The following is a 17,779-nucleotide window of genomic DNA, read 5'->3' on the forward strand; positions in this document are numbered from 1 at the left end:
GCGGCGACCGGCCCGGGCGGCGATCGGTGGGGCAGCGGCCGGCCCGGACAGCGGCCGGCTCAGGCAGCGGCGGCCGGCTCGCGGACGGACCGGAGCAGCACCGTCAGCAGCCGGGCGTGGTCGGCGTCGTCCCGGCCCGGCCCGGGACGAGGAAGCCTGCGGCGCAGGGAGGCGGAGGACAGCTCGGTGCGCGGGTCGGCGAGCGCGCGGGCGGTCCCGATCCCGCCGCGCGAGGCAGGCCCGCGGGAGCGGACGACCGCGTGGGCGGGCCCGTTCATGATCACCGGTTGTGGAGGACGAGGCCCGCGTCGCGGACGGATCGCTCCACGACCGGTGATCTTCCGGCGCCGGCCGGGCCGAGGCGGCGCCCGGTCAGGCGTTCGCGCCGCTCACCGCGGAACCGGCCGGAGCCGGCGAGGTGCGCACGGCGGCGGGTGCCGCGGCCTTCTGCGGGCGCCGGGCGCGCAGCTTCGCGAGCAGGCTGCCCTCGGGGCGCTCGGCCAGGGCCGAGGTGAACCGGTCGAGGAAGATCGCCACGATGACGACGGCGAGCCCGCCCTCGACCCCGGTCGCGATGTCCAGCTGGGTGACCGCGCTGACCACCGTGGTCCCCAGGCCGTCGGCGCCGGCCAGACCGGCGACGACCACCATGGACAGCGCCAGCATGATCACCTGGTTGACGCCGGCCATGATCGAGGGCAGCGCCATGGGGAGCTGGACCTCCCGCAGGATCTGGCGCGGATGCGCCCCGAACGCGTGCGCGGCCTCGACGACCTCCCCGTCGACACCCCGGATGCCCAGCTCGGTGAGCCGGACCGCGGGCGCGATCGAGAACACGATCGTCGCGACGACGCCGGGCACCACACCGATCCCGAACAGCAGCACCACCGGGATCAGGTAGACGAACGCCGGGACGGTCTGCGCGAGGTCCAGCACGGGCCGCAGCGTCCGGCTCGCCGCGCGACTGCGGGCCGCCCAGATGCCCAGCGGCACACCGATCGCGACCGCGATCAGTGCGGCGACGAGCACCAGCCCGAAGGTCTCCATCGTCTCGTCCCACAGGTCGAACGACGAGACGAGCAGGAACCCGAGCAGGGTGAACACGGCGAAGCCGATCCCCCGCACGAGCAGCGCGAGGGCCACGAGCAGCACCAGCCAGACCCACCACGCGGGCGTGGTGAACACCGAGGTCACGGCCTCGACGACGGCGGTGATCACCACGCCGACGGCGTCGAACACGACCCCGGCGTTCTGCAGCAGCCAGAGGATGAACGCCTCGACGTAGCTCCCGAACTCGAACCTGGGCATCAGGCGTTCCCCCGTCGGCGGTGGCCTCGTCGTGGGTCGACAGGGCGGCGAGCACGGCGCCGCGCGGGACGACGCCGGTGAGGCGGCCGTCGTCGACCACCGCCAGCGGGACCGGGTTGCGCCCCACCTGGTGCAGCAGGTCGATCAGCGGCCGGTCCGGTTCGGTGGTGCGGTACTCCTCGACCAGTGCGGACCGGTCGATGCCGGTGGCGCCCCGCCCCGCGGCGTGGCCGAGCCAGTCGTCGCGGACGACGCCGAGGATCCGGTGGTCGGCGTCGACGACGTAGGCGCCGGTCGCCTCGGCCTTGCCGAGCCGCACCAGCACGTCGGCGGGGCGCTCGTCCAGCGTCACCGTGATGCGGGCCTCACGGATCACGTCGGCGGCGGTGAGGACGCGGCTGCGGTCGACGTCGGAGACGAACTCGGCGACGTAGTCGTCGGCCGGGGACGCGAGGATCTCGGGACCGGTGCCCACCTGGACCATCCGGCCGTCCTTGAGCAGCAGGATGCGGTCACCGAGCAGCATGGCCTCGTTGAGGTCGTGGGTGATGAAGACGATCGTCTTCTTCAGGTCGCGCTGCAGGCGGACGAGCAGCTGCTGCATGTCGCGGCGGATCAGCGGGTCCAGTGCCGAGTACGGCTCGTCCATCAGCAGCACGTCGGTGTCGCTGGCCAACGCCCGGGCCAGCCCGACCCGCTGCTGCATGCCGCCGGAGAGCTGGCCGGGCAGCGCGTCGGCGCGCTCGCCCAGCCCGACCTGCTCCAGCGCCCACCCGGCCTTCTCCCGCCGGGCGCGGGCGTCGACGCTGCGGATCTGCAGCCCGTACTCGGCGTTCTGCACGACGGTGCGGTGCGGGAGCAGCGCGAAGTGCTGGAACACCATCGCGATCCGCTCGTTGCGCAGGGTCCGCAGGTCGGCGGCGCCGAGCGAGCCGAGGTCGCGACCGTCGACGGTGATGCTGCCCGAGGTCGGCTCGATGAGCCGGTTCAGCAGCCGGACCAGCGTCGACTTGCCCGAGCCGGACAGGCCCATGATCACGAACAGCTCGCCGTCGGCGATGTCGAAGGACACGTCGTGCACGGCGAGGGTCGCGCCGGTGCGGCGCTGGATCTCCGACCGGCCGAGACCCTCGCCGGCCAGCCGGACGGCCTCGTCGGCGGCGGGGCCGTCGCCGAAGACCTTGGTCAGGTTCCGTACCTCGATCATGCTCCAGCTCCCACCCACTGGCGGACGCGGTCGGGGTGCGCGGCCACGTAGTCCCGCGCCACCACCTCCACGTCCTCGTTGTCCACGTCGACCCGCTGGAGCGTCTGCTCGACGTCGGCCAGCGGCAGCTCGAAACGGCGGAGCATCGCCGCGAAGCCGGGGCTGGTGCGCGCCAGCTCGGGGCTCGCCGCCGTCCAGGCCGCGTACGCCGGCATGGCGCAGGCGCCGTCGCCGGTGGTGTAGCAGTCGTCGCGGGCGGGGTTCGGCTCGGTCAGCTTGGTCAGCTGGAGCTCCTCGAAGATGTAGTGCGGCCGGTACAGGTAGACCAGGATCGGCTGGCGGCGCTCGTAGGCGCGGCGCAGCTCGGCGATCTGCGCGGCCTCGCTGGAGGTGACCTGCTCCAGGTCCAGCCCGTACCCGGCCAGACGCTTGGCGTTGTACTCGGTGGTGAGGAAGCTGGGGTCGGAGTCGACGAGCCGGTTGCCCAGTGCCTCGGCGTAGTCGTTGAGCTGGGTCACGCTGGTCAGCCCGGCCAGCGGCTGCCCGGGCTCGACCGCGTAGCTCGGGACGTACCAGCCCTGCTCGGCACCGTCGTAGGTCGGGTGCACCAGCTGGATCCGGTCCTCTGCCTTCGCCGCCAGCTCGGACTGGTTGGGCATCGCGACCTCGGAGAGTGCGTCCACGTCCCCGCGCTGGGCACCGGCCCACGCGGTGGCCGGGCCGACCTGGATCGTCTTGAGCCGGCCGACGCCGAGCTCCGGGTGGGTCGCGACGACCTCACCGAGGATGGCGTTGGTCAGCTTCGCCGCGCTCCACGGGAACTGGGCGAGCCGGACGGTGGGGCCGTCGGTCCCGGCGGCGGCACAGCCGGTCGCGGCGAGCAGCACCGACAGCAGGGCGGTGAGCAGCCGGAGGGTCCGGGACACGGGGCGGGGCGGATCGGCCACGGGGGCACGTCCTCTCGGGGGTCGTCGACTCTCCGCGTCCCGGTCGGCTGCAGGACACGCGGGCAGGGGTCAACGACAGGCGGACGACCACATCCGGCACAGGTCGACGTGCAGGCGCGACGTCAGCCGTGGGTCGGGAATCACGCGACGAGCCTTCCCGACCGTTCCGGACGGCGCAACAGCGAGCACTAGGATCGTGATGTGCCTGCGACGTCTCTGCTCGAACTGGACGGTCTGCGTCACGAGTACTCCGACACCGGCGGCGCCGGTGACGGTCGTGCACCGCTGCTGTTCCTCCACGAGGGCCTCGGCTCGGTCGGTCTGTGGCGGGGCTTCCCCGAGCGGGTCGCCGCCGCGACCGGGCGCCGTGCGGTGGCCTACTCACGGCTCGGGCACGGCCGCTCCGACCCGCCCCGCGGCCCGCGCGGCACCGACTTCATGGCGACCGAGGCGACGACCACCGTCCCCGCGCTGTGCGCTGCGCTCGGCCTGGACCGTCCGGTCCTGGTCGGACACTCCGACGGCGCCACGATCGCGCTGCTCGCGGCCGCGTCGATGCCGGTGGGCGGAGTGGTGGTGCTCGCCCCGCACGTGCTGGTGGAGCCGTTCGCCCTGGCCGAGATCCGCGCCGCCCGCGACTCCTTCGACGCCGGCGACCTGCGTACCCGGATGGCCCGCCACCACGACGACCCGGACACCGCCTTCCGCGGCTGGAGCGACATGTGGCTGGCCGAGGAGTTCACCTCGTGGGACGTCCGCGGGACCCTGCCCGGGATCACCGCTCCGGTGCTCGCCGTCCAGGGCGACGACGACCCCTACGGCAGCGCCGTGCACGTGCGCGCGGTCGCCGAGCGGGCATCCGGGCCGGTGACCCTCACCGAGCTGTCCTGCGGGCACGAGCCGCACCTGGAGCGGCCCGACGAGACCACCGCCGCGGTCACCACCTTCCTGTCCGGCCTTCCCTGACCCGACGGCACCCGCGCGGCCCGGCGCACGGGACCGCGGCCCGTCGGCGACGCGGGCGGGCCGCACACGGACGCCCGGTCACGGGCGGGGGGTGGCGGTCCAGGCGGTCCAGCGGACGGGGGTGAGGGCCAGCACCGGGCCCTCGGGGGGACGGGCGGCGTAGGGGGCGTACCGGGCGGCCAGGGCAGCGACGGCGCGGGAGTGCAGGTCGCCGTCGTCGTGGATCGTGGCGGTGGCGTCCAGGCGGACCCACCACAGCTGCGACCAGTCGTCGTCGTAGTGGTCGGCGAGCAGCGCCACCCGCGGGTCGGCCTCGACGTCGCGCAGCCGGGCGAGGCGCCGGTGGCGCTTGGGCTTGACGTCGTCGACGGCGGACACGACCAGCCCGTCCAGCGGCGCGAACGTGATCGGCACCAGACGCGGGGTGCCGTCGGTCGCCCGGATCGTCGCGAGCCGCGCCACCCGCGCGCCGGTGAGCAGCGCGCGGGCGGTGGCCTCGTCGACCGGGGGCATCGGCTCAGGCCGCCGGCACGTCGACCCGGGTGGCGAGCAGCTGCGCCAGCCGGGTGTCGCGGCGCTCGTGCTCGGCGAAGCCGGGTGCGATGCACAGGAACAGGGTGTGCCCGTCGTCGCCGCCGAGGGCACAGGCGAAGGTCCCGACCTGCCCGGTGGACACCTCGCCGTCGACCAGCCCGCCGGGGCGGACCCGGATCGCGCGGCTGCCGACGGCGTCGGCGACCCAGATCGCGCCCTCCGCGTCGGGGGCGGAGATGCCGTCCGGGGCGACGGTGAGCTCGGCGATGGCGTCGGACGGGTCCTCGGCGGCCGACGGCGGGCCGAACAGCGCCCAGTCCCGGCGCGGGCCGAGCGTGCCGTCGTCGCCGATCGCGAAGGCGGACATCCGGTTGCCGAAGGTCTCGGCGACGACGAGGTCCCCGCCGGAGAGCGCGGGTCCGTTCGCGAAGTGCAGCGGCTCGCTCGCCACCGACACGCTCCCGTCCGGCGCGACCCGCAGCAGCGGCGCGGCGGCGTGCGGGGCGCCGTTCATCAGGTCGAAGCCGAAGCTGCCGACCCAGAGGCCGCCGCGCCCGTCGACGATCATGTCGTTGAGCACGTGCTCGGCGTGGCCGGACAGGTCGGCGTGGGTCACCAGGGTGCCGTCGGTCTCGCGGCGCAGGATCCGCCGGTCCCGCATGGACACGACCAGCAGGCGTCCGTCCGGCAGCCAGCCCAGACCGGACGGCTGCTGCGGCACGGTCGCCTCGGTGCGCAGGTCGGAGCCGTCGGCGCGGGCCGAGAGCACCCGGTGGGTGTAGAAGTCGCTGACCCAGATCCTCCCGTCGTGCCAGCGTGGGGCCTCGAGGAAGGACATGTCCGACAGCACCGTCGACAGCTCCGTCATGGTGATCAGTCTGGCCTCCCGGGAATCGGGGCGCCAGCGCGATCGTTGATCGTGCAACAACCACCGACCGTGGAGGTCCCGATGCCCGCCGGCTCCGTCGCCGACGTCAGCAGCCTGCCCCGCGTGCCCACCCCGGGCCCGACCGACCTGGACCGCGGGGTCCGCAGCGTCACCACCGCCCCGCGCGGCTTCGAGGGCGAGGGCTTCCCGGTCCGCCGCGCCTTTCAGGGGGTGGACCTGCGCGACCTCGACCCGTTCCTGCACATGGACCAGATGGGCGAGGTCGAGTACGCCCCGGGCGAGCCGAAGGGCACCTCCTGGCACCCGCACCGTGGCTTCGAGACCGTCACCTACATCATCGACGGGACCTTCGAGCACGGTGACAGCCACGGCGGCGGCGGAACGATCACCGACGGCGACACCCAGTGGATGACCGCGGGCTCGGGCCTGCTGCACATCGAGCGCCCGCCGGAGTCGCTGGTGCGCAGCGGCGGACTGTTCCACGGCCTGCAGCTGTGGGTGAACCTGCCGCGCGCGGACAAGTGGCTGCCGCCGAAGTACCAGGACCTGCGCGGCGCCGAGTCGGCCCTGGTCACCACGCACGACGGCGGCGCACTGCTGCGGGTGGTCGCCGGCGACGTGGCGGGCGCGTCCGGGCCGGGCTCGACCCACACGCCGATGGCGATGGTGCACGCGACCCTGTCCCCCGGCGCGCAGCTGCGGCTGCCGTGGCCGCGCCCCTACAACGCCCTGGTCTACGTCCTGAGCGGCGCCGGCACCGTGGGCGCCGACCGGCGCCCGGTCCGCACCGGCCAGCTCGCCGTGTTCGGGCCCGGGGACCTGCTCACCGTCGAGGGCGGCACGAAGCAGGAGTCGCGCCACCCGTCGCTGGACGTCGTGGTGCTCGGCGGTCAGCCGATCCGGGAGCCGGTCGCCTGGGCCGGCCCGTTCGTGATGAACACCCGCGAGGAGGTGCAGCAGGCGTTCGAGGACTACCAGCGCGGACGCCTCGGGGTGGTCCCCTCGGACTACGTGCCGCACGGCTCGCTCCCCGGCTCGTTCAACTGATGGGTTGAATAATTGCGTCCGGCCTTGATCATGACACGCTCCTCGCTCTGAGATAGCACCTCGCAACCGTCCAGATCATTGTCGCGTTACCGTGCAGCGGAGACGTCAGTGGGCCCGCCTGCGGGTGGTGATCACTCCGCGCGGCGGGCCCACTAGTGTTGCGGTAACTAGGTTACTTTACTCACGGGCTGGTTTACGGGATCATGAGCTGTGCCGTTGACTGTGACCGTGGACGTTCCGGCCGCCGACCGCGAGGTGCTGGAGTCCTGGCTGCGTTCCTCGTCGGTTTCGGCGGGACTGGCCCGACGGGGCAGGATCGTGTTGCTGGCCGCGGACGGGGTGGCGGTCAAGGACATCGTCACACTGGTCGGGGCGTCGAAGGCGACGGTGATCGGGTGGAAGAAGCGTTACGCCGCTGAGGGGATCGCCGGGCTGGCCGACCGGCCCAAGGCGGGCCGGCCGCCGGTGATCGACGAGGTCGCGGTCGTGCTCGCCACGCTGGAACCGCCGCCTGAGCGGCTCGGAGTCACGCACTGGTCGTCACGGCTGCTCGGTGCCGAGCTCGGGATCTCCCACGTGTGGATCGGCAAGATTTGGCGGCGGTGGGGGCTGCAGCCGTGGAAGTCCGAGACGTTCAAGTTCTCCACCGATCCCGAGCTCGAAGCCAAGGTCCGCGACATCGTCGGGTTGTATCTGAACCCGCCGGACAAGGCCGTCGTGCTCTGCGTCGACGAGAAATCCCAGGTCCAGGCCCTGGACCGGACAGCGCCGATCCTGCCGATCATGCCCGGTATCCCGGAGAAACGGACGCATGACTACGTCCGTCACGGCACCACCACGCTGTTCGCGGCGTTAGAGGTCGCGACCGGGCGGGTCGAGCAGGCGTGCCTGCCGCGGCATCGCCATCAGGAGTTCCTGCGGTTCCTCAAGCAGGTCGCGAAGGCCTACCCGCGGCGCAAGCTGCACCTGGTGGTGGACAACTACGCGACCCACAAGCACCCCGCAGTGAAGGCCTGGCTGGCCCGCAACCCGCGGATCACCCTGCACTTCACCCCGACCTCGGGATCGTGGCTGAACATGGTCGAGGTCTTTTTCGGGGTCATCACCCGCCAGGCCATTCGCCACGGCAGCTTCGGCAGCGTCAGAGAACTGATCGGCGCGATCGGCCGGTTCATCGACGGCTGGAACGAACGCTGCCACCCGTTCATCTGGACCAAACCCGCAGACCACCTACTCAACCACTGCCGACCCGGTCAAAGAACATCGTTTACGCGACACTAGGGACACCCCTCGGCGTGCGAGGGGTTTACGTCAGTGCGGCTGGCTCTCCTCGCGAGTAGAGCGCATGCCATAGACGGCCAGCACCTTAGAGGTCATTTCAGAACGAGGTCGACGTGTCTGTTGTAGACGACAAGCGGCTATCTGACCTGCCGTTTGATCTGTCGTCGAGGGGTCAATGGAAACTCGACAAGTCGTTCTGAAACGACCTCTTAGAGCGCCCGGCAAATGAGGTCGTGGGGGTGTCGTTGCAGGTAGAGGCACGGACCTCGGGTGATCATCGGATTGCTGAAGTCCTGATGATCGCCTGGAGGGTCCGTGCCTCTATTGCCAGAATCGCTGATCGACCCCCTCTGGGTCGAGTTCGCTGCCCTGATCGAGGCAGAGCGGCGCCCGGAGTTCGACCCGGCCCATCCGTGGGGATGTCACCGCCGCCGGATCCCCGACCGCCTGGTGTTCGAGCACGTGCTCGCGGCGTTGGTGCACGGCAGCGGCTACGAACGCATCGCCACCCCCGGCTGCTCGGACCGCACGATCCGCCGCCGTCTCGCCCAGTGGGCCGCCGCCGGCGTCGGGGAGCAGGTCCTTCGGGCCGCGCTGGCCGGCTATGGCCAGATGATCGGTCTCGACCTCGACGATCTGTCTGCCGACGGAGCGATCACCAAGGCTCCCTGCGGTGGCGAGGTCGCCGGCTGTAACCCGGTCGACCGGGGCAAACAGGGCACCAAACGCTCCGTGGTCTGCGACGGTGCGGGGATCCCGCTGCACCTGATCAGCGCCCGCGCCAATGACCACGACTCGCCGTTGCTGAAACCGACCCTGATCGGGATCTACGACATGATCGGGCCGCTGCCCGAGCGACCGTGCCTGCACCTGGACCGGGGCTATGACTCAGGCAAGACCCGCGATCTGCTCGAACGACTCGGGTTCGACGCACAGATCGCCACCAAGGGCCGGCCCGCCCCGATCCAGGTCGGTAAGCGGTGGCCGGTCGAGCGCACCCATTCCTGGATGAACGGCTACGGCAAGCTGCGCCGGTTCACCGATCGCCGGAAGATCATCGTCGAGTTCTACCTCAACCTCGCCGCCGCGCTCACCGTGATCCGCCGGCTGATCAACCATGCCCGCAGCCGCTACCGCTGGACAACCCGACCCACGACCCGTCGACTCCGATAACCATCAATCGCCGGACGCTCTAAAAGCGCTCCCGTCGCTACGGTGTTGTCAACCGAAGGGTTGAGCAAGGAGGAGTCGTGGAGGACCGGCTGAACCGGGTCTTCGCCGCACTGGCGGACCCGATCCGGCGCGACATGGTGGCCCGGCTGGCGACGGCCGACGCGACCGTGAACGAGCTGGCCGAGCCCTACGACGTCTCCCTGCAGGCCGTCTCCAAGCACATCCGGGTGCTGGAGGGCGCAGGGCTCGTCCGGCGCAGCCGGCAGGCCCAGCGCCGCCCGGTACATCTCGACGCGGAGGTGTTCGACCTGATGACGGCCTGGATCGAGCGGTACCGGCGGCAGGTGGAGGAGCGCTACGCGCGCCTCGACGACCTGCTCGCCGACGAGACGCCGGGATCCACCGGCACGAGCGAGGGAGCAGCGTCATGAGCACGACGACCCGCGAGACCGACATCGAGGCCGTCGAGGGCCTCCCGACGATCCGGATCACCCGGGAGTTCGACGCCCCGCCGGAGCGGGTCTTCGACGCGCACGTCGACGTCGAGAAGGTGAAGCGCTGGCTCGGCCCGCGCAACCTCACGATGACCGTCGACCGCTGGGACGCCGAGACCGGCGGCGGCTACCGGTACACCAGCTCCGACGAGACCGGCGAGTGGCGGTTCTTCGGGTCCTTCCACGAGGTGCGCTCACCGGAGCGGATCGTGCAGACCTTCTCCTACGAGGGCTTCCCCGACAGCGCCTGCCTGGAGACGCTCACGCTGACCGCCCTGCCCGGCGGCCGGACCCGGCTCGTCGCCGAGTCGCTGTTCGACTCGTTCGACTCCCGCGACGGGATGCTGGCCTCGGGCATGGAGGTCGGGGTCGTGCAGGGTCACGAGCGGCTCGACGAGCTGCTGGCCTCCCGGTAGGCGGCCGGCGTCAGCCCCGTCGCACGCTTGAACACCTGCCCGAAGTGCGACGGCCCGCGGAACCCCCACCGCGACCCGATGGCCGCCGCGGGCACGTCGGCCAGGCCCGCGTCGGCCAGGTCGCGCCGGCACATCTCGACGCGCCGGGCCCGGATCCAGGCCGCGGCACTGGTCCCGGTCCCGGCGAACAGGTTGTGCAGGTGGCGCGCGGAGACGAAGTGCGCGGCGGCGATCCCGGCGGGGGCGAGGTCCGGGTCGCCGAGGTGCGCCTCGACGTAGGCCTTGATCCGGTCCAGCAGGTCGCAGTGCGGGGCGGGCTCGGCCCCGGCCGTGCTCCGCAGCAGCACCCCGACCAGGTCCACGGCGTGCCGCACCGCGACGGCGGCGTGGGTGCCCATCGCGATCCGGTGCGCGTCGAGGTGGCGCAGGGTGTCGCACACGTAGCCGGCCAGCCCGGGGCCGGCGTCGAACGCGGTGCCCGCCACCCCGGTCAGGGGCTCCCCGCGGGGCTCGACGCGCTCGCGCGGGAAGTGCACGCACAGGGCGCGGAACGCGCGGTCCGCGGTGCGGGCACCCGGGCGGGCCGGGTCCAGCAGCGCCCACCGTCCGGGGACCAGCGGCTCGCCGTCGCCGAGCAGGGCGCTGCCCGCCAGCGCCACGACCAGTACCAGCCGGTCGTCCCCGGGGGCGGGCAGGTCACCGGCGACGGTGACGAAGGAGACGCCCTCCGGTCCGTCGGGACCGGGGACGGCCCCGGTCCCCGGGTCGGCGGGTCGGCGGGACGGTCGGCGACGGTCGTCATCGGCGGCTCCTGGTCGTGCTGGTGGCCGTACCCAGCCTAGTCGCGCAGCAGTCGTCCGACGGCCCGGTGCGGGCGTGCACGCGGACGACAGCGGTCTGCGCCCGTCGGCGATGTGCGGGGACCGTGTCGTTCCTAGCGTCCGGACACGTGGCTCATGTCGAAGGCTCGCACCATGTGACCCTGTCCGTCGCCGGCGCCCAGGAGGACGTCGACTTCCACACGAAGATCCTCGGCATGCGCTTCATCAAGCGCACCGTCCTGTTCGACGGCAACCTGCCGATCTACCACCTCTACTACTCCAACGCCGACGGCGACCCGTCCAGCGTGGTCACCACGTTCCCGTGGGCGCAGGCGGGCCAGTTCGGCACCCGCGGCACCAACCAGGCCCGCGAGGTCCTGCTGTCGGTGCCGGAGGGCTCGCTGGACTTCTGGGCGCAGCGGCTGCGGTCCCACGACGTCGAGGTCGCCGACGTCGAACGGTTCGACCGGCGCCGGCTCGCCTTCGCCCACCCGTCGGGCATCGAGTACCAGCTCGTCGCCAACACCGGCGACCCGCGCCGCGGCTTCGAGGGCAACGGGGTGTCGGCGGAGCACGCGATCCACGGCATCCACGGCGTCGGCGTGCACATGACCACCCCGGACCGGATGGTCGAGTTCGCCGACACCTCCTTCTTCGCCCAGGGCGACCCCGCCGAGGACGGCGACATGTTCGGCCTGCGGATCGGGGACGCGAAGGTCGGCAACCACCTGGAGATCACCGTCAACCGGAGCGAGGACCAGGGCACCTGGCGCTACGGCGCGGGCACCTATCACCACTTCGCGTGGAACGTGTCGGACCTGGCGAACCAGGAGGCGGTGAAGTTCGACATCGAGGGTGCGGGCTACACCGACATCTCCGAGCTCAAGGACCGCAAGTACTTCAAGAGCGTCTACGTCCGGACGCCGAGCGGGGCGCTGTTCGAGCTGGCCGTCACCCACGAGGAGGGCGGCTGGACCTGCGACGAGTCGCCGCACGAGCTGGGCACCCGGTTCCAGCTGCCGGAGCAGTTCGAGGACCGACGCGAGGAGATCTTCGCCAAGCTGGAACCGATCGAGGCCTGATGACCACCTGGGGGGACCCCGCGGCGCCGCTGGTCGTGCTCGCCCTGCACGGGCGGGGGCGCGACCCCGGCGACATGCGCGCCACCGCGGCGCGGTTCGGGGACGTGCCCGCCCGGTTCGTCGCCCCGGCGGCGCCGGGCGGCAGCTGGTACCCGAAGCCGTTCCTCGAACCGTTCGACGAGAACCGGGACGCGCTGCTGCGCGCGCTCGACGTCGTCGACGACCGGCTGGCCCGGCTGGCGGACGAGGGGGTCGGCCGGGACCGGGTGGTGCTGTGGGGGTTCTCCCAGGGCGCCTGTGTGGTCGCGCACCACCTGCTGGTGCGCGACCCACGCCCGTGCGCGGGACTGGTCGTGTTCACCGGCGGGTTCGTCGGCCCGGACCCGGTGCCCGCCCCGCCGTCGGGGTCGCTCGCGCCGACCCCGGCGGTGCTGCGGTCGATCTCGCGCGACCCGTGGGTGCCCGCGCACCGGGTCGAGGAGACCGCGGTCCTGCTGACCGGGGCGGGTGCGCGGGTGGACCTGCGGATCGACGACGGCGACGAGCACGTGGTCACCGACGAGGCGTGCGCGGCCGCGGCCGGGCTCCTGCACGCGGTGGCTGTCGGGGGTCGCCTCTAGCGTGGGGGTGTGTTCGTCGTCCACGCCCTGCACTCCCCCGCCCGCGGCGTCCTGCTGTGGGCGGAGGACGGCGAGCGGAGCCCGCGCACCGACCGCCGGTCACTGCGCACGGCGCGGCCGCACCCGTTCGCGGTGCCCTCGGACGCGCTGGCCGCGATCCACCCGGGCAAGCCGGCGTCGGTGACGGTGCTGCTGCCCTCGTACCCGTCGGGGCCGCAGGACTCCCCCGGTCTGGTCCGCTCCCGGCCGCGCACCCGCGGCCGGGGCGCGCCGACGCTGGCGCCGTGGACGGTGCCCGCGGTGGTCGTCGACCCCTCCGAGCTCACCGACCCCTCCCCCGAGGTCCGCTACGGCGCCGGCTTCACCCACCTCGCCGACCTCGCGCAGCTCGCCGAGGAGCTGGCCGCCCGCGGCCGGGTCCTGCCGGTGCTGCTCACCGAGTCCGGCCGGCCCGCGGCGCGCTGGCGCCCGGTCGTCCAGGGGCTGGACGCGGTCGCCCGCGCGGACCTCGTCCGTCGGCTGCCCCCGGTCGCGCGGGCCGAGCAGCGCCGCCCGGGCGACGTCGCGGGGCAGGACCCGGACACCCTGGTCGACGCCGCGCTGGCCCGCTTCACCGACACCGCGGTCCGCGAGCGGCTGGGGCGCAGTGCCACCATGCCGCTCCCGCTGCCCGCCCGGCCGGACGCGCCGGCGGCCCTGCTGCACGCACTGACCGGACCGTCGGCGGACCTGCCCGCGACCGGGGCCGGGCTGCAGGTGCTGCGCGAGGCGCTCACGGTGTGGGAGGACGTCGGGCGCGAGCAGCCCGGCGCCGCGACCGCCCTGTTCCGGCTCGCCGAGGTGTCCACCCTGCATGACCCGGCGGACCCCGGCCCGGACCTCGACGACCAGACCGGTGACGGCACCCGGTGGGAGCTGCAGTTCGCGCTGCGTTCCACCGAGGACCCGAGCCTGGTGTTCGACGCGGCCGGCGTCTGGGCCGGGGAGGCCGACGCGCTGGTGTCCGGCGCGCAGGACGTGCTGCTGGCGGAGCTGGGCCGGGCGGCGCAGGTGCTGCCGGATCTCGTGCCCGCGCTGCGCCGGGCCCGGCCGACCGGGCTGCCGCTCGACGTCACCGGCGCGCACCGGTTCCTCACCCGGGACGCGCCGGCGTTGCTGTCGGCCGGGTTCGGGGTGGCGCTGCCGCGCGGCTGGGACGGGCGCCGTCCGCTGGGGCTGCGGCTGTCGGCCTCGTCGGCCCCCGCCCCGGGGGTGATCACCCGCGGTGGCCTGGGGCGCGACGAGCTGGCGGAGTTCCGCTGGTCGCTCGCCGTCGGCGACGAGGAGCTGGGCGAGTCGGAGATCTCCGCGCTGGTGGCCGCGAAGGCGCCCCTGGTCCGGCTGCGCGGACGCTGGGTCGCCGTGGACGCCGAGGCGCTGGCGCAGGGGCTGGACTTCCTGCGCCGCCACCGGGACCGGCCGCCCACGGTCGGGGAGGTACTGGCCGCGGCCCGCGGCGACGCCCACGCCCCCCTCCCGGTGACCGACGTGTCGGCCCGTGGGGACCTGGGGGCGCTGCTGGAGGGCACCGCCGACCGCACGCTGACACCCGTTCCGGCACCGCCGGGGTTCACCGCGACGCTGCGCCCCTACCAGGAGCGCGGGGTGGCGTGGCTGGCGTTCCTGTCCTCGCTGGGGCTGGGGGCGTGTCTGGCCGACGACATGGGCCTGGGCAAGACCGTGCAGCTGCTGGCCCTGGAGGCGCACGACCGGGCCGACGGGCCGACCGGCGCGCCGTCGTTGATCGTGTGCCCGATGTCGATGGTCGGCACGTGGCAGCGGGAGGCCGCGACGTTCGCCCCCGGCCTGCGGGTGCACGCCCACCACGGCGCCTCCCGGCCGCGCGGTGCGGCCCTGCACGCCGCGCTCGACGCGGCGGACCTGGTCGTCACCACCTACGCGACCGCGACGCGCGACGCCGAGGACCTGCGGGCGTGGCGGTTCCACCGCCTCGTGCTCGACGAGGCCCAGATGATCAAGAATGCGCACGCGGCGGCGTCGCGCACGATGCGGTCGCTCGACGCGGCCCACCGGGTCGCGCTGACCGGCACGCCGATGGAGAACCGGCTGGCCGAGCTGTGGTCGGTGATGGACTTCCTCAACCCGGGGGTGCTCGGGGTGCCGGAGGTGTTCCGGCAGCGGTTCGCGGTGCCGATCGAACGCCACCGCGACGCCGGGGTGGCACGGACGCTGCGCCGGATCACCCGGCCGTACCTGCTGCGGCGGGTCAAGACCGACCCCACGGTGATCGACGACCTGCCGGAGAAGATCGAGATCGTGGCCGACCACCGGCTCACCCGGGAACAGGCGTCGCTGTACCGGACCGTGGTCGACGACATGATGGAGAAGATCGAGGACAGCGACGGCATCGAGCGCCGCGGCAACGTGCTCGCGGCGATGAGCAAGCTCAAGCAGGTCTGCAACCACCCCGCGCAGCTGCTGCACGACGGGTCCCCGATGCACCGCTCGGGCGGGCGGCACCGCTCGGGCAAGGTCGCCCGCCTCGAGGAGCTCCTGGAGCCGGTGCTCGCCGCCGGGGACCGGGCGCTGCTGTTCACCCAGTACACCGAGTTCGCCGCCATGCTGCGACCGCACCTGTCGGCACGGTTCGACACCGAGGTCCTCTACCTGCACGGCGGCACCTCGAAGAAGCGGCGCGACGAGATGGTGGAGCGGTTCCAGTCCGGCGAGGGGCCGTCGCTGTTCCTGCTCTCGCTGCGCGCGGGCGGCACCGGGCTGGCCCTGACCGCGGCGAACCACGTGATCCACCTGGACCGGTGGTGGAACCCGGCGGTGGAGGACCAGGCCACCGACCGCGCGTTCCGGATCGGGCAGCGGCGCGCGGTGCAGGTGCGCCGGTTCGTGTGCCCGGGCACCGTGGAGGAGCGCATCGAGGCGCTGGTCACCGCGAAGCGGTCGCTGTCGGACATGGTGGTGACCGGCGGGGAGGACTGGCTGACGTCGCTGTCGACCTCCGAGCTGCGCGCGGTGTTCGCACTCGGCTCGGACGCGGTGGCCGATCCCGACGAGGACACAGGGGGCGGCGATGAGTGACCGGCCGTTCTGGGCGCAGGAGGACTTCACCGGCGGGCCGCCGCGCCGCGTCGAGGGCGGGATCCGGATCCACGCGACGCGGGGTGCGGTCGCCCGGACCTGGTGGTCGGCGCGGTTCCTGGCCGTGCTGGAACGCCTCGGCGTCGGCGGGCGGCTCTCGCGTGGCCGCAGCTACGCCCGGTCGGGGCAGATCGTGTCGCTCGACGTCGACGCGGGCGCGGTGGTCGCACTGGTGCAGGGCACCCGGCCGCAGCCCTACCGGGTGCGCATCGGGCTGCGGGTGTGGGACAAGACGGAGTGGCGGGGCGTGGAGCAGGCACTGGCCGCCGACGCCTGGTACACCGCGGCGCTGCTGTCGGGCACCGTGCCCCCCGAGATCGAGGAGTTGCTCGACGGCCTGGGCCTGTCGCTGTTCCCGGCCGACGTCGCCGACCTCGCACAGGACTGCTCGTGCCCGGACCACACCGTGCCGTGCAAGCACCTGGCCGCGGTGTTCTACGTGCTGGCCCAGCGGTGCGACACCGACCCGTTCACGCTGCTCACCCTGCGCGGACGCGACCGGGACACGCTGCTGGAGCGGCTGCGGTCCGAGCGCGACCGCACCGGCGGCCGATCCGCGCCGTCCGGGCCGGTGCCGCTGGCGGTCCTGCTGGACGACTTCTGGGAGGGGGCGCCCGGCTCCGCTCCCCCGCGCCCGCCGGACACCGAGCCGGGCGCGGTCCTGGACCAGGTGCCCGAGCCGTCCCTGCGGGCGAACGGCGGGCGGCTGACCGACGCGTTGCGGCCGGTGTACCGGGCGCTGGCCCATCCGGACGCGTGAAAGGTCGGGTAGACCCGACCCATGTCGGGTAAAGCTGTCGCATGGGCAGGCTCCCCGCCGATGTGCGATCCGACGTCGCCGCAGCGCGACGCCGGGCGAGTCTGACCCAACGACGACTGGGCGAACTGGTCGGCGTGAGCCGCCAGACCGTGGTGGAGATCGAGGCCGGCGGATACAACCCGTCGACGGCGGTCGCACTGCGACTGGCGGTCGCGCTGGACACCCCGGTGGAGCAGTTGTTCGCGCTGCCCGCCGCGGAGGCCGACAGGATCCGCGCCCGGCGTGACGCAGCGAAGACGGGAGGCCGGGATGCCTAGTCCGTGGACGGCCCTGCGCGAGACGCAGCGCCAGATCAGGAACGAGACCGACGAGCGCGCGGAGCTGGTGCTGCTGCGGCGCCGCTGCCTGGAGATGCAGGTGGTGGTCGTCGCGGGGGCGCTCGGCGTGGTCGTTCTACTGGGCCGCCCGCTCGGACTGCGGGATGCCTCCGGGGCGACCTGGTCCGGTGCCGTGCTCGTACTGGTACTGAGCCTTGTCGCCGTGTGGCTGGTCGCACGGGCGGTCGGTCGAGCCCTGTACGGGACACACGTGACACCCGAGCGGGAGCGAGCGGAGACGCTCCGCGCGCTGCTGCTGTTGCCGCTGCTCGTGGTGGTCGCCGGGGCTGTCCACTGGTGGGTGGGCGGCGACCTCGCCGACACCGGGCTCTACGTCGTACTGCTCGCCGTCGCCACGGGTGCCGGCCTGGGACTGCACCTGTGGTGGATCCGGAAGCCCGTCCCGAGCGAGCGATGAGCTGGAAATATGTGAGGGCCCGGTCGCCGTGGTCGAGCGACCGGGCCCTCGTCCCGAACTGACGCGCCGCTCCCACCACCAAGCGACGACCTGAAGTTAGCCTAGGCTTACCTGCGTCGTCAAGCGCGGCGCGCGGTCCGGAGGACTCAGCCGGTCACGGCCCGGGCCCGCGCCGGATCGAGCCGGCCGGTCGCCCCGGCGTGCCGCTCGAACCAGATCGTCGTCAGCGGCGGGATGCTGGCGAGCAAGACCGATCACGACGGTGCGCAGGTCCCAGCGGAACAGC

At 73.2% G+C, this 17,779-nt stretch carries 18 protein-coding genes and 1 pseudogene; 12 read left to right on the forward strand and 7 right to left on the reverse strand.

The window, feature by feature from the left end; genetic code table 11:
* Positions 1-59: 59 nt before the first annotated feature.
* From KPF47_RS19505 to KPF47_RS19520, 4 genes and pseudogenes are all read right to left on the reverse strand, one after another.
* Complete coding sequence (locus KPF47_RS19505; RefSeq protein ID WP_224390172.1) at positions 60-278, reverse strand: hypothetical protein; 219 nt, start codon at positions 276-278, stop codon at positions 60-62.
* A gap of 94 nt (positions 279-372) precedes the next feature.
* The gene (locus KPF47_RS19510; protein WP_224390173.1) at positions 373-1,308 is read right to left on the reverse strand and encodes a proline/glycine betaine ABC transporter permease; all 936 of its coding nucleotides are present in this window, start codon (positions 1,306-1,308) and stop codon (positions 373-375) included.
* Between the two features lie 94 nt (positions 1,309-1,402).
* A pseudogene (locus KPF47_RS19515) lies at positions 1,403-2,515 on the reverse strand (glycine betaine/L-proline ABC transporter ATP-binding protein); the annotation flags it as partial.
* Positions 2,512-3,462 (reverse strand): glycine betaine ABC transporter substrate-binding protein, encoded by a 951-nt coding sequence (locus KPF47_RS19520; protein WP_224390174.1) that lies wholly within the window; start codon positions 3,460-3,462, stop codon positions 2,512-2,514. The gene KPF47_RS19520 and the pseudogene KPF47_RS19515, both read right to left, overlap by 4 nt.
* A gap of 201 nt (positions 3,463-3,663) precedes the next feature.
* Between KPF47_RS19520 and KPF47_RS19525 the strand changes: the two genes are divergently transcribed.
* Positions 3,664-4,428, forward strand: a complete 765-nt coding sequence (locus KPF47_RS19525; protein ID WP_224390175.1) for an alpha/beta fold hydrolase — start codon at positions 3,664-3,666, stop codon at positions 4,426-4,428.
* 78 nt (positions 4,429-4,506) lie between these two features.
* Here the strand turns inward: KPF47_RS19525 and KPF47_RS19530 are convergent, their stop codons facing one another.
* Complete coding sequence (locus tag KPF47_RS19530) at positions 4,507-4,941, reverse strand: TIGR03668 family PPOX class F420-dependent oxidoreductase (RefSeq protein ID WP_224390176.1); 435 nt, start codon at positions 4,939-4,941, stop codon at positions 4,507-4,509.
* Positions 4,942-4,945: 4 nt separating this feature from the next.
* Positions 4,946-5,830: an SMP-30/gluconolactonase/LRE family protein gene (locus KPF47_RS19535; protein WP_224390177.1), complete on the reverse strand. Its 885-nt coding sequence runs from the start codon at positions 5,828-5,830 to the stop codon at positions 4,946-4,948.
* Between the two features lie 81 nt (positions 5,831-5,911).
* Between KPF47_RS19535 and KPF47_RS19540 the strand changes: the two genes are divergently transcribed.
* The 5 genes from KPF47_RS19540 (at position 5,912) to KPF47_RS19560 (ending at position 10,262) form a co-directional block, all read left to right on the forward strand.
* Entirely contained in the window at positions 5,912-6,898 is a 987-nt protein-coding gene (locus KPF47_RS19540) for a pirin family protein (protein ID WP_224390178.1), read from the forward strand.
* 216 nt (positions 6,899-7,114) lie between these two features.
* Positions 7,115-8,179, forward strand: a complete 1,065-nt coding sequence (locus tag KPF47_RS19545; RefSeq protein WP_255659991.1) for an IS630 family transposase — start codon at positions 7,115-7,117, stop codon at positions 8,177-8,179.
* Between the two features lie 315 nt (positions 8,180-8,494).
* A complete protein-coding gene (locus KPF47_RS19550) occupies positions 8,495-9,352 on the forward strand; it encodes an IS5 family transposase (protein ID WP_224390180.1) in 858 nt (285 codons plus the stop codon).
* A 77-nt stretch (positions 9,353-9,429) separates the two neighbouring features.
* Positions 9,430-9,783, forward strand: coding sequence for a helix-turn-helix transcriptional regulator (locus KPF47_RS19555; RefSeq protein ID WP_224388577.1), 354 nt, complete (start codon positions 9,430-9,432; stop codon positions 9,781-9,783).
* Positions 9,780-10,262, forward strand: a complete 483-nt coding sequence (locus tag KPF47_RS19560; protein ID WP_224388575.1) for an SRPBCC family protein — start codon at positions 9,780-9,782, stop codon at positions 10,260-10,262. Before KPF47_RS19555 ends, KPF47_RS19560 begins: the two co-directional genes overlap by 4 nt.
* On the opposite strand, the gene KPF47_RS19565 is transcribed toward KPF47_RS19560, so the two are convergent.
* Entirely contained in the window at positions 10,226-11,176 is a 951-nt protein-coding gene (locus KPF47_RS19565) for a helix-turn-helix domain-containing protein (RefSeq protein WP_308015434.1), read from the reverse strand. The genes KPF47_RS19560 and KPF47_RS19565 overlap by 37 nt on opposite strands.
* Before the next feature lie 62 nt (positions 11,177-11,238).
* Here KPF47_RS19565 and KPF47_RS19570 point away from each other — a divergent pair, with 62 nt between their 5' ends.
* The 6 genes from KPF47_RS19570 to KPF47_RS19595 are packed head-to-tail and all read left to right on the forward strand — an operon-like array spanning position 11,239 to position 17,493.
* Positions 11,239-12,165, forward strand: a complete 927-nt coding sequence (locus KPF47_RS19570) for a VOC family protein (protein ID WP_224390181.1) — start codon at positions 11,239-11,241, stop codon at positions 12,163-12,165.
* The gene (locus KPF47_RS19575) at positions 12,165-12,785 is read left to right on the forward strand and encodes an alpha/beta hydrolase (protein ID WP_224388571.1); all 621 of its coding nucleotides are present in this window, start codon (positions 12,165-12,167) and stop codon (positions 12,783-12,785) included. Before KPF47_RS19570 ends, KPF47_RS19575 begins: the two co-directional genes overlap by 1 nt.
* A 9-nt stretch (positions 12,786-12,794) precedes the next feature.
* Complete coding sequence (locus KPF47_RS19580; RefSeq protein ID WP_224388569.1) at positions 12,795-15,878, forward strand: DEAD/DEAH box helicase; 3,084 nt, start codon at positions 12,795-12,797, stop codon at positions 15,876-15,878.
* A complete protein-coding gene (locus KPF47_RS19585; protein WP_224388567.1) occupies positions 15,871-16,698 on the forward strand; it encodes an SWIM zinc finger family protein in 828 nt (275 codons plus the stop codon). The genes KPF47_RS19580 and KPF47_RS19585 overlap by 8 nt, the downstream gene beginning before the upstream one ends.
* A 41-nt stretch (positions 16,699-16,739) precedes the next feature.
* On the forward strand, positions 16,740-17,015 hold the full coding sequence (locus KPF47_RS19590) for a helix-turn-helix transcriptional regulator (protein ID WP_224388565.1): 276 nt from the start codon (positions 16,740-16,742) through the stop codon (positions 17,013-17,015).
* Positions 17,008-17,493, forward strand: coding sequence for a hypothetical protein (locus KPF47_RS19595; protein WP_224388563.1), 486 nt, complete (start codon positions 17,008-17,010; stop codon positions 17,491-17,493). Before KPF47_RS19590 ends, KPF47_RS19595 begins: the two co-directional genes overlap by 8 nt.
* Positions 17,494-17,779 lie beyond the last annotated feature (286 nt).

Source organism: Pseudonocardia sp. ICBG1293 (assembly GCF_020131355.1).
GTDB lineage: Bacteria > Actinomycetota > Actinomycetes > Mycobacteriales > Pseudonocardiaceae > Pseudonocardia.

Coding starts and splice junctions, on each gene's coding strand:
- KPF47_RS19505 (WP_224390172.1), bottom strand. CDS start 278: ATGAACGGGCCCGCCCACGCGGTCGTCCGCTCCCGCGGGCCTGCCTCG.
- KPF47_RS19510 (WP_224390173.1), bottom strand. CDS start 1,308: ATGCCCAGGTTCGAGTTCGGGAGCTACGTCGAGGCGTTCATCCTCTGG.
- KPF47_RS19530 (WP_224390176.1), bottom strand. CDS start 4,941: ATGCCCCCGGTCGACGAGGCCACCGCCCGCGCGCTGCTCACCGGCGCG.
- KPF47_RS19535 (WP_224390177.1), bottom strand. CDS start 5,830: ATGACGGAGCTGTCGACGGTGCTGTCGGACATGTCCTTCCTCGAGGCC.
- KPF47_RS19540 (WP_224390178.1), top strand. CDS start 5,912: ATGCCCGCCGGCTCCGTCGCCGACGTCAGCAGCCTGCCCCGCGTGCCC.
- KPF47_RS19560 (WP_224388575.1), top strand. CDS start 9,780: ATGAGCACGACGACCCGCGAGACCGACATCGAGGCCGTCGAGGGCCTC.
- KPF47_RS19575 (WP_224388571.1), top strand. CDS start 12,165: ATGACCACCTGGGGGGACCCCGCGGCGCCGCTGGTCGTGCTCGCCCTG.
- KPF47_RS19585 (WP_224388567.1), top strand. CDS start 15,871: ATGAGTGACCGGCCGTTCTGGGCGCAGGAGGACTTCACCGGCGGGCCG.
- KPF47_RS19590 (WP_224388565.1), top strand. CDS start 16,740: ATGGGCAGGCTCCCCGCCGATGTGCGATCCGACGTCGCCGCAGCGCGA.
- KPF47_RS19595 (WP_224388563.1), top strand. CDS start 17,008: ATGCCTAGTCCGTGGACGGCCCTGCGCGAGACGCAGCGCCAGATCAGG.